Below are 10,538 nucleotides of genomic sequence, written 5' to 3'. Positions count from 1 at the left end.
CGTCTTCGACTATCCCTTTGTTCTTGGTTGTTCTGTGTTACAAAATCCACCCCCCCCTCGACGGTTATATCAACCGACCTCGGCAATCACGTCAACCGAGGTAGGTGCGCGGGATGGGCTATAGGCCAAGCCATCCGGTCCAGGCACCGAGAATGCCGATGGCGAACATGCCGAGAATGATCCACAGGGCGTTGATCTTCTTGTTCAGCAACCACATGCACACGAAGGTCAACCCCAGCGCGGCGCAGCCCGGCAAGAGATCATCAAGAACATTCTGCAAAGTGGTCTCGGTGATCGTTCCGTCTTGTTGCTCCACCGAGGACACCACCCCTGGGAAGACGATCGTCGTCCATTTGGCCACCAGGGCACCCATGACGAACAGACCGGTGATGGCGGCAATCTGAGTGATGCGCTTGAGCTGCCCGCCGCCGACCTCCGTCACCATGGCGGTGCCGCGCTCATAGCCCCACTTCAGGCCGTACCAACGCACCAGGATGCGGATGATATTGATGCCCAGGAAGTAGACGATGGGACCGAGCCAGGAGCCGGTCAATGCCAGGGAGGCGCCCAGAGCACCGAGAACGGGCCGGGCGGTGCCCCAGAAGATGGGGTCGCCGACACCGGCCAACGGCCCCATGAGACCGACCTTGACGTTGGTGATGGTGTCATCGCCGATGTCCTCGCCCTTGGCGCGCTGCTCCTCCATGGCGGCGGTCACGCCGAAGACCACCGAGGAGATCCAGGGGTGGGTGTTGTAGAACTCCAGGTGCCGCCTGAGGGCGGCCGCCTGCTGAGCCTTGTCAGAGGGGTAGAACTTCCGAATCGCCGGCATGAGTGTGATGCAGAAACCCATGGCCTGCATGCGCTCGAAGTTGAAGGAGCCCAACAGGAAGGTTGAGCGCCAGTACATGCTCCGCAGATCACGGGTGGTCAGCATGCGCCCGGTGTCGGGGGCGGCATCGATTTCAGTGGACATGGTCGTGTTTCCTTCTTTGTTCCTTGCCGCAGTCAGTCGAGCTCGTCATCGAGATCGTCGTCCAGGTCGTCATCCGTTCCTCCAGCACCGGCGGCGACCGGGGCGGGACGCGGCAGTTGGACCGACTCATGGAACTCGGGGTTGAGCTGGACGTAGATGAAGGCCAGGCAGATACCCAGGATGCCGAGGGCGACCAGGGTGATGCCGGTGTCAAGAGTGGTCATGAACTGGGCGAATACGAAGCCGATGAAGAAGAACGGCATCAGCTTGCGTGCCCGCATCATGTTGATGACCATGGCGTAACCGACGACGACGATGAAGCCTCCGGCAATCTGCAGACCCTCCGTAATCACACTGGGAATCGCCTCCAGTGCGTTCTGCACGGCATCACCGGAGGCGACCGCAGCCACAATGGCAGTGGGGATGGCCACGCGCAGGCCCTGCAGCGATAGGGCCACGAAGTGCATCACTTGAATGGCCCGCATATTGGCGCCTTCCGCGAAGCGGTCGGCCTGGTGGGCGAAGAACACGTTAATGGTACGGACGAAGATGGTCAGGGCCTGGCCGGCGACGGCCAGGGGCACGGCGACGGCGATCGCCTCCGCCTGACTCTGCCCGCCTGCGATGACGATCACCGTGGATACGGTGGAGGCCAGTGCCGCATCGGGAGCCATGGCGGCACCGACGTTCATCCAGCCGAGGCTGAGCAACTCGACGCTGCCGCCGACCATGATTCCGGTGGTCGGGTCTCCCAGGGCGAGCCCAGTTAGGGTGCAGGCGACGATGGGTCGATAGAACATGCGTTCGTCCAGAACGGAGTCGCAACCGGCGAGGAATGCCACAAGAGTCACGAGGATGATCTGGACAGCACCGATTTCATGCATGAGAGTGCTTCCTGGTGGGACTGATTAGGAATGGGATGGATGAACTTCACTGCGAGTCGAACCGACACGCCGTTCAGCCGATGAAGCCCTTTGACTTCAACGCCTCCATCAGGCCCGAACGGCCGGAGGAGGGAACCTGCTGGATGTACTGGGTGATACCGCGAGAGTCGATCTCCTGGAACGCCTTGACGTCCTCATCCGAAACGTAGACGGCCTGGGACAGGGCCTTGGTGCCCTGCTTGAAGGTCATGCCGCCGACGTTGACCTCCTGGGCCTGGATCCCCAGGTCGAGCAGACGCACAATGTCCGCCGGGGTCTCGACGACGATCACGGCCTTGAGGTTCTCATACTTGGGGTTCTTGTAGACACGGGCGGCCTTGGCAACGGTCAGCACGTGCACCTTGACCTTGCCACCACCGGTCTGGAGCATGAGCGTCTTGCGCAGCTCGTCGTTGGCGGCGCCGTCGGAGACGGCCAGGATGGCCTCGGCCCCCAGGGATCCGGCCCAGTTGTTGGCGACCTGGCCGTGGACCAGGCGGGAATCGATGCGCAGAAGCTTGATGTCCATCAGAGCTCGTCTCCTTCGTCGTCGTCGGAATCGGTTGAGGTGGGTGGGGTGAAGATCTCGGAGAGGACCTTGACGCCGCCGGCGCCGGAGGTCTTGGCGACCTCGGTCAGTTCGGCCAGGTCTCCACCGGCCAGACGGCGACCGAGGACCTCGATGATCATGGGCAGATTCACGCCGGTGACGACGTCTGCGTCCTCGCGGGCGGCGGCGAAGCGGGCGGCGGCGTTGTAGGGACTGCCGCCGAGCAGGTCCACAAGGATGAGGTATTGGCCAGAGGCGGAGGAGTCGACGGCGTCGGCGTACTTGGCCAAGAGGTCGTCCGGCCCTTCACCGGGATCGAAACTGATGGGGACGACGTCGTCCTGGGGACCGGCGATCATGGCGGCGGATTTAAGCAGCCCCTCCGCCAAATGACCGTGGGCCGCGACGATTACTGCAACTGATGACTGCAACGGCGGGCTCCTGCAAGTGGTACGCCGTAGGGACACGGCGCTGATCGAACAATGGGGTCATGACCGCGTCGCCACTCCCCCGATGCGGTCAGAGTATGCCAAATCGTTTGGACTGGCGACCGATTATGACGAAACACACAGTAGCACGATGTGTGTCTCAGATCTCCGGAACATTGCGCTCAATTTCTGCCAGCCATGGGCCGGCGTCGGCGTCGGCGGGCATGCGCCAGTCGCCGCGTGGGGACAGGGTGCCGCCGGCGACCACCTTGGGGCCGTTCGGCAGGGTGGAACGCTTGAACTGGTTGGAGAAGAAACGCCGGAAGAAGACCAACTCCCACTTGCGGATGTCGGCGAGCGTGTAGGCGACCCTCTCCTCCTCGGGCAGGCCCACCGGCCAGTCCCCCACACTCGGATCGGCCCAGGCCTTCTCCGCCAGGAAGGCGATGCGGGAGGGGCGCGCACCGTGGCGCAGCACATGCCACAGGGTGAAGTCCTGTAGGGCGTAGGGGCCGATGCGCGCCTGAGTGGACTGGATCGGCTCGCCGTCCGTCGCCGGCACCAGCTCGGGGCTGATCTCGGTGCCCAGAACATCCAGCAATACCGCACCGGCCTGATCGGAGAAGAGCCCCTCCGCCACCACCCAGCGGATGAGGTGCTGGATGAGAGTCTTGGGCACGCCGGCATTCACGCCGTAGTGGGCCATCTGATCGCCCACCCCGAAGGTGCACCAGCCCAGGGCCAGCTCGGACAGGTCGCCGGTGCCGAGCACAATGCCGCCGCGGGCACCGGCGATGCGGAACAGGAAGTCGGTGCGCAGTCCGGCCTGCACGTTCTCAAAGGTGACGTCGTAGACCTCGCGGCCGCGCTCGCCCCGCCCGTAGGGGTGATCCATGGTGGCGAGCATCTGCTCGGCGACGGGGCGGATGTCGAGCTCCTCCACGTGGCAGCCGAGCGCCTGCGCCAGCGCCAGCGCATTGTGCTTGGTGGCGGCGGAGGTGGCGAAGCCGGGCATGGTGATGGCGTGGATGTCCGTGCGCGGGCGGCCGAGCCGGTCCATGGCGCGGGCGGCGACGATCAGGGCGTGGGTGGAGTCCAGCCCGCCAGACACGCCGATAATGAGCTTGGGATTGCCGATGGCCCGCAGCCGCTGCACCAGGGCGGCCACCTGGATGTTGTAGGCCTCGTAGCAGTCCTGGGCCAGGCGCTCGGGATCATTGGGGACGAAGGGGAAGCGGGAGACGTCTCGCCGCAGCCCGATGTCGGTGCGCGGGACGGCCAGGTCGGCGCGCGGGATGCGCACGGTACGGAAGACGGCGGAGCTCTCCGACGTCGTCGGGCCGGCAGCCGCGCCCTCACCCACCCCCAGGGCGCGGCGATTGTCGTCGAAGGTGCCCTGGCGCAGCCGCTCGGCCCGCAGCCCCTCAAGATCGACGTCGACGACGGTGGCGCGCGGAGAGTCCGGGAAGCGGTCGGTCCTTCCCAGCAGGGCGCCGTTCTCATAGACGAAGGTCTGGCCGTCCCAGGCCAGGTCGGTGGAGGACTCGCCCTGCCCGGCGGCCGCATATACATAGGCGGCCAAGTCGCGCGCACTGGAGGCGCGGGCGAGCAGCCGGCGCTGTTCGGCGCGGCCGACGGTGACCGGGGAGCCGGAGAGGTTGACCAGCACCGTGGCGCCGGCCAGGGCCGCCAGCGAGGACGGCGGGACCGGCACCCACATGTCCTCGCATACCTCCACGTGGAAGATCAGTCCGGGCACGTCCTCGACGTCGAACAGGAGCCGCGCCCCGAGCGGCACGCAGACGCCGTCGACGTCGGGACCGACTCCGGGCAGGCGGATGAGGGCGGGCAGGGCATCAGCGCCCGCAGCGAAGTGGCGGCTCTCATAGAACTCGCGGTAGCCGGGTACGTAGGACTTGGGGGTCACGCCGCGCACGACCCCGCCCTGAATGACCACGGCGCAGTTGAGCAGCCGATCACCCACGCGCAGGGGGGCGCCGACGACGAGCACCGGCAGCAGCTCGGCACTGGCCGCCCGGATGGTCTCGAGGGCCGCCAGTGCGTTGTTCAGCAGCAGGTCGTCCAGGAGCAGATCGTCAATGGAGTAGCCGGTCAGGGCGAGCTCGGGGAAGACGGCCAGGCAGACCCCCTCCTCAGAGAGCCGTTGGGCCTGCTCGACGACGGCGGCCGCATTGGCTGCCGGGTCGGCCAGGACCACCGGCAGTGTCACCGCCGCCACCCGCGCGAACCCCTGGTCGTAGGCGGAGTGGAAGACGAAGTCGGGGCGCACATCCGCGTGGGAGGTGGCCGGTCCAGTGGTGTCGGTGCGCTCCGGGCTGCTCATGTCCCGATCCTGGCACAGCCCGGCCCACAACTCTTGTCAAATCGTTTTGAAGGCCGTAGTGTCGCTACCCAGTCGGACTCATTGACTCCGACCGAATCGGTCCGGCCGATTCGCCCACCCCTGAGCAGCATCGAAGGAGATGCCACTTGCACACCGCTTCGAGACAACACCGATCACTCCGCCCATTGGCGGCGACGGCGGCACTCGCACTGGCGGCCGTCGGCTCCGCCATAGCACTGCCCGCGGCTCCGGCGGAGGCCGACCCGCCCGCCGCGGCCTCCGATCACTGGCGACCGCTGGCCCACTACTCCCCGCAGACCAACTGGATGAACGACCCCAACGGTCTGGTGTATCTGGACGGCGAGTACCACATGTTCTACCAGTACAACCCGGAGGGCACCCAGTGGGGAAACATGTCCTGGGGGCACGCGGTCTCCACCGACCTGGTGCACTGGGAGGAACTCGACGTCGCCATCCCCTACACCGCGGATTACGGAGTCTTCTCCGGCTCGGCCGTGTACGACGCCCGCAACACCTCCGGCCTGGGCACCGCCGACAACCCTCCCCTGGTGGCGGTATGGACACGTGCCGACAATCACAACGGCAACCAGTCCCAGTCCCTGGCCTACTCCACGGACAAGGGCCGCACCTGGACCACCTACAACGGCGGCGACCCGGTGCTGGACATCGGCTCCACCGAGTTCCGCGACCCCAAGGTCTTCTGGGACGAGACCGCGGGTCGCTGGACCATGGCGGTGGCCCTGTCCGTCGACCACCAGGTCGCCTTCTATTCCTCCGACAACCTGATCGACTGGACCCTGCGGTCCACCTTCGGCCCCATGGGTGACACGAGCGCAGTGTGGGAGTGCCCCGACTTGTTCCCCATGGCGCTGGACGGCGATCCGAACCATGTCAAGTGGGTGCTGTCGCTGAGCGTGGCCGGAATGGGCCGCTACTTCACCGGAGACTGGGACGGCACCACCTTCACCGCCGACGACATCCCGATCTACACCGGTAGCGAGGGCACCGTGGTGGAGGACTGGGAGTCCGGCACCTACGACGGCTGGACCACCTCCGGCAAGGCCTTCGGCGACGCCCCGGCCTCCGGAGACCTCACCGGGCGCCAGGGCTCCTACTACGCGGACTCGTGGGGCACGGGGGACGCCGACACGGGTTCACTCACCTCTGCCCCGTTCACCATTGAGCAGGATTACCTGAACCTGCTCATCGGCGGTGGCAACCACCCCTTCGACTCCGCCGCCACCGGCGACGACGGCGGTGGGAGACTGCTGACCGGCTTCGACGCCGACAACTGGGAGGGCTGGACCGTCACCGGCGACGCCTTCGGTGACGCCCCGCTGCCGGGTGCCGCACCCGGGCAGCAGGCGCTGATCAACATGCGGGGCACGGGAGTGCTGAACTCCTTCTACGACGCGACCACCGGGCAGGGCACGGACGCCACGACCGGCACCGCGACCTCCCCGGAGTTCACCATCGACGCCGACTACCTGAATCTGCTCATCGGCGGCGGCAACCATCCGGAGGCGGATGCCGGCGGCGCCACCGTCGTGCAGCTGCTAGTGGACGGCGAAGTCGTTCGTACCGCCACCGGCCGCAACCTGGAGGAACTCAACTGGCAGAGCTGGGACGTGCGCGACCTGCGTGGTTCCACAGCCACCCTGCACGTAATTGACCACAACACCTCCGGGTGGGGACACATCCTGCTCGACGAGGTGCGCTTGTCCGACCGCGCCGCCACCACCATCCCCAACAACACCTCCGTCAACGTCGTGGTCGACGGCCGCGTGGTTGCATCGGCCACCGGCCGACAGTCGGGGGGCCTGGACTGGGCGAGCCTCGACCTGCGTCAATGGCGGGGCCGACAGGCCCAGCTGGTGCTCGAGGACAACAATCAGACCTCCGAGTGGGGCCACTTCATGGTGGACACCATCGTGCAGTCCGCCACCGCCGGGTTCAGTCAGAACGAAGTGATGCCGTACCTGGACCACGGACGCGACTATTACGCCGCCGTCACCTGGAACGGGGCGCCCAATGACGAGCGCTACACAGTCGCCTGGATGTCCAACTGGGACTATGTCGGCGCCGTCCCGACCACCTCATGGCGTACCGCCATGACCACGCCGCGGCGACTGGAACTGCACACAGTCAACGGCGAGCCGCGGTTGACGGCCGAGCCCGTGGCCGGGATCGAGACGCTGTACACCGGCGACGCGGTCGTCCTGGACGGAACCGAGATCCCCGAGGGCACCACCGCCCTCAGCGATGCGGCGGCAGGCACAGCCCTGGACATCTCTCTCGCCCTCGACCCGGGCACGGCATCTGAAAGCGGCATAGTTGTGCATGCCGCCGAGAGCCAGGGCACCGTCGTCGGCTACGACGCCGAGGCCGGCGAGGTGTACCTGGACCGCACCGCCTCCGGAGCCACCGCCTTCTCTGCGGCCTTCCCGAGTGTGGAGCGCGCGCCGGTCGCTCCTGACACGGACGGCCTGGTGAGGCTGCGGGTGCTCGTGGACGCATCGTCGGTCGAGGTGTTTGCCGCCGATGGGGCCGTGACCATCACCGATGCGGTGTACCCGGAGGCGGGGGCGAGGGGCGTGTCCCTGTTCGCCCATGAGGGCGCGGCCACGGCGACGCAGCTGCGCATCAACCACCTGTCGGATTACCGGACCGCCCCGGTTGAGCCCACGCCTACGCCGTCGGCCACACCCGGACCATCCGCCACGCCGTCCCCGACGTCGACGCCTTCCGCCACCGCCATTTCCCCCGGGGCGCCCACACCGACGAGCACTCCGAGTGCGGGCGACACCGGCCGGCGTTCCGCCCCGCCCTCCGACCCGGCCAAACCCCACGGCGGGCGGTCCGGACCGTTGGCACGCACGGGTGCCGGCACGCCGCTCCTCCTGCTCCTGGCAATGTCAGCTGTCGTCGCGGGCGCGACCCTGAGAGGGGTGCGGAGCCGCATCTGATTTGCGGATCTGGGACCGTCCCCCATAAACGCAACCTATCCGTAACCATGGAACCGCGAAATTCCGCGGTTCTTGAGATGGATTAACCAGGCGGGACGTCCTATGATTGAGCACGTCGGAACGCACGCGGTATCGAGGAGGTTCAGGGACTCCGATGACGTGCCGGTGTGTTTGGGGTTGACGCGTTTCAGGGACCGCGCCCCCAAAGTCCGACCGAGGCCCCGCGCCGATGGCGCGGGGCCTCCTTTTTTCTTCCAACTGGCTTTCTTCCAGTCTGGGGTTATAGCGGGAGATTATGGGTTAGGACTTTCGGGTTATCTGGGGTTATCGAGCTCGTCCGCTTTGGGTGGGTTGGTGGGGGTTGTTCGACGGCGCCGGTTGGCCGCCGACGACGCGGGTTGGAGGTTTATCCCATGTCTTCGTCAACCGCCCGGCCAACGGCGAGAGTGTCCCGCCCCGACGAGTCCTTGCCCGCCCGAGAACGACCCTGTACGCCCGAGCGCGACCCCGCCAACCCGAAAACGACCTCATCAGCCTGAGCACGACCCCACACTCCAAACCCGAATACCTCAAAGTCCCGCCCTCCCGTGTGACACGATCAGCCGAGGCGGAGGCGACCAAAAGTGTCCAAGTTCGGGATAAAGGCCGCTCACCGAGCAGGTGCGGGGCAGTGCAGAAGGGACGCGCAGGCCGTTCGCCGATGGGAGCGGGACTCAGCCGATCCGCCAACGCTGCTTGAGGTCGTCCACATACAGGCGCATCTCATCAACCATCCCGGTGCCGACGTTGGGCGCCGCCGAGGTGTCGGGTGTGGTGGCGCACAGCCACTGGATCTGCAACCCATCACTGAGGGCCACCACCGAGCGCGCGATCAACTGCGACGGTGCCTCGGGACGCACCAGTCCAGCCGCCTTACCCCGCTCCAGGCTCTCCTCTATCTGCTCTATCGACTCCGCCAGGTGAGTGGCGAGCCAGGCGTGTGCGGGGTGCTCGGCCGCCAGAACCGCCGGTGTTGTAGCCGTGTAGATGGCCACCAGTTCCCGGTGGCGGGTGTTGTGCTCGACCAGGGAGGTGAATGCGTCCAACAGTCGCCAGGGATCGTCCTTGAGCTCGTCGTCACCCAGAAGATTAGCCCGATCCTCGCGATCGCGCCGCTCCAGCACCTGGGCGAACAGTGCCTCCTTGGAGGCGAAGTGGTGCAACAGCCCGGCCTTGGAGATTTCGGCGGCGGCGGCGATGTCCGCGAGCGAAGTGCCCGCATAGCCATGGGCCCCGAACAGGGCGACGGCCTCGTTGAGGATGCGTTCGCGCTTGTCCTCACTGCCAGCCGGTGGGCGCCCGGGAGCGCGCCAACGCCCGCTTGCGGAGGTGGGAGCGTTGGCCGCGGGCGGAACGGCGGAGTGAGGAGCCGGAGTGACAGACATGGCCTTATTCTGGCATTGGTGGGCGATCGTTCCGGGCGCCGTGTTGCGGCGCCCGGAACGGCCGGTTCAGATTCCCGGCGCCGTCGTCCTGCCGGGCACCCGGAACCGCCGGGTCAGACTCCCGGGCTCGCCGCCGAAGGCGCCCGCGCCTCGCCCCGGGCCGTGAGCGCCAGGCCTGCCAGCACTCCCTCGGGGCTGACGTCGACGACGACCTCCTGGCCGTCGAGCACCTCGCCGGCCAGCAGCATCTTGGCCAGCCGGTCGCCGATCTCGCGCTGCACCAGGCGGCGCAGTGGCCGGGCTCCGAAGGAGGGGTCGTAGCCCTCATCGGCGAGCCACTGCCGGGCGGCATCGGTGACCGTGAGCGTGAGCCGACGGCCTTCCAAGCGCTCGGACATCCGGACCAGCTGAATATCCACAATGCGGCCGAGTTCCTCCTTGGTGAGCGCGTCGAAGATCAGCGTGTCGTCCAGCCGGTTGAGGAACTCCGGCTTGAAGGCGCCGCGCACCGCGGTCATCACCGACTCGCGCTTCTCATCCGGGGACAGCAGCGGGTCGATGAGGAACTGGCTGCCCAGGTTGGAGGTGAGCACGAGGATGGTGTTGCGGAAATCGACGGTACGGCCCTGACCGTCGGTGAGGCGGCCGTCGTCGAGCACCTGCAGCAGGATGTCGAAGACCTCGGGGTGGGCCTTCTCCACCTCATCCAGCAGCACCACCGAGTAGGGCCGCCGACGCACGGCCTCGGTGAGCTGTCCGCCCTCCTCGTAGCCGACGTACCCCGGAGGTGCACCGACCAGCCGGGCCACCGAGTGCTTCTCGGAGTACTCGGACATGTCGATGCGCACAATGGCGCGCTCGTCGTCGAACAGGAAGTCCGCCAGGGCCTTGGCCAGCTCGGTCTTG

8 protein-coding genes are annotated in these 10,538 nt (G+C 66.8%); 1 reads left to right on the top strand and 7 read right to left on the bottom strand.

Features of this window, described 5'->3' with window-relative positions; translation table 11 throughout:
* Positions 1-118 precede the first annotated feature (118 nt).
* From Q4A20_RS13865 to Q4A20_RS13845, 5 genes are all read right to left on the bottom strand, one after another.
* Entirely contained in the window at positions 119-976 is an 858-nt protein-coding gene (locus tag Q4A20_RS13865; protein WP_303123857.1) for a PTS system mannose/fructose/sorbose family transporter subunit IID, read from the bottom strand.
* A gap of 32 nt (positions 977-1,008) precedes the next feature.
* The gene (locus tag Q4A20_RS13860; protein WP_303123855.1) at positions 1,009-1,860 is read right to left on the bottom strand and encodes a PTS mannose/fructose/sorbose transporter subunit IIC; all 852 of its coding nucleotides are present in this window, start codon (positions 1,858-1,860) and stop codon (positions 1,009-1,011) included.
* Between the two features lie 73 nt (positions 1,861-1,933).
* Entirely contained in the window at positions 1,934-2,428 is a 495-nt protein-coding gene (locus Q4A20_RS13855) for a PTS sugar transporter subunit IIB (RefSeq protein WP_303123853.1), read from the bottom strand.
* On the bottom strand, positions 2,428-2,880 hold the full coding sequence (locus tag Q4A20_RS13850; RefSeq protein ID WP_303123851.1) for a PTS sugar transporter subunit IIA: 453 nt from the start codon (positions 2,878-2,880) through the stop codon (positions 2,428-2,430). The genes Q4A20_RS13855 and Q4A20_RS13850 overlap by 1 nt, the downstream gene beginning before the upstream one ends.
* A 157-nt stretch (positions 2,881-3,037) precedes the next feature.
* Positions 3,038-5,221, bottom strand: a complete 2,184-nt coding sequence (locus Q4A20_RS13845; RefSeq protein WP_303123849.1) for an NAD(+) synthase — start codon at positions 5,219-5,221, stop codon at positions 3,038-3,040.
* A gap of 146 nt (positions 5,222-5,367) precedes the next feature.
* Here Q4A20_RS13845 and Q4A20_RS13840 point away from each other — a divergent pair, with 146 nt between their 5' ends.
* Complete coding sequence (locus Q4A20_RS13840; protein WP_303123847.1) at positions 5,368-8,208, top strand: GH32 C-terminal domain-containing protein; 2,841 nt, start codon at positions 5,368-5,370, stop codon at positions 8,206-8,208.
* A 713-nt stretch (positions 8,209-8,921) separates the two neighbouring features.
* Here Q4A20_RS13840 and Q4A20_RS13835 read toward each other — a convergent pair.
* Both Q4A20_RS13835 and Q4A20_RS13830 read right to left on the bottom strand, forming a co-directional pair.
* Complete coding sequence (locus Q4A20_RS13835; protein WP_303123845.1) at positions 8,922-9,632, bottom strand: TetR/AcrR family transcriptional regulator; 711 nt, start codon at positions 9,630-9,632, stop codon at positions 8,922-8,924.
* A gap of 113 nt (positions 9,633-9,745) precedes the next feature.
* Positions 9,746-10,538 (bottom strand): AAA family ATPase (locus tag Q4A20_RS13830; protein ID WP_303123843.1); only part of this gene is annotated, 793 nt, incomplete at its 5' end.

The sequence above is a fragment of the Actinomyces sp. genome (genome assembly GCF_030530635.1).
In the GTDB taxonomy this organism is placed as follows: Bacteria; Actinomycetota; Actinomycetes; order Actinomycetales; family Actinomycetaceae; genus Actinomyces.
Note: the sequence above shows the minus strand (reverse complement) of the source record. Positions and strands in the feature narration are given on the sequence as shown.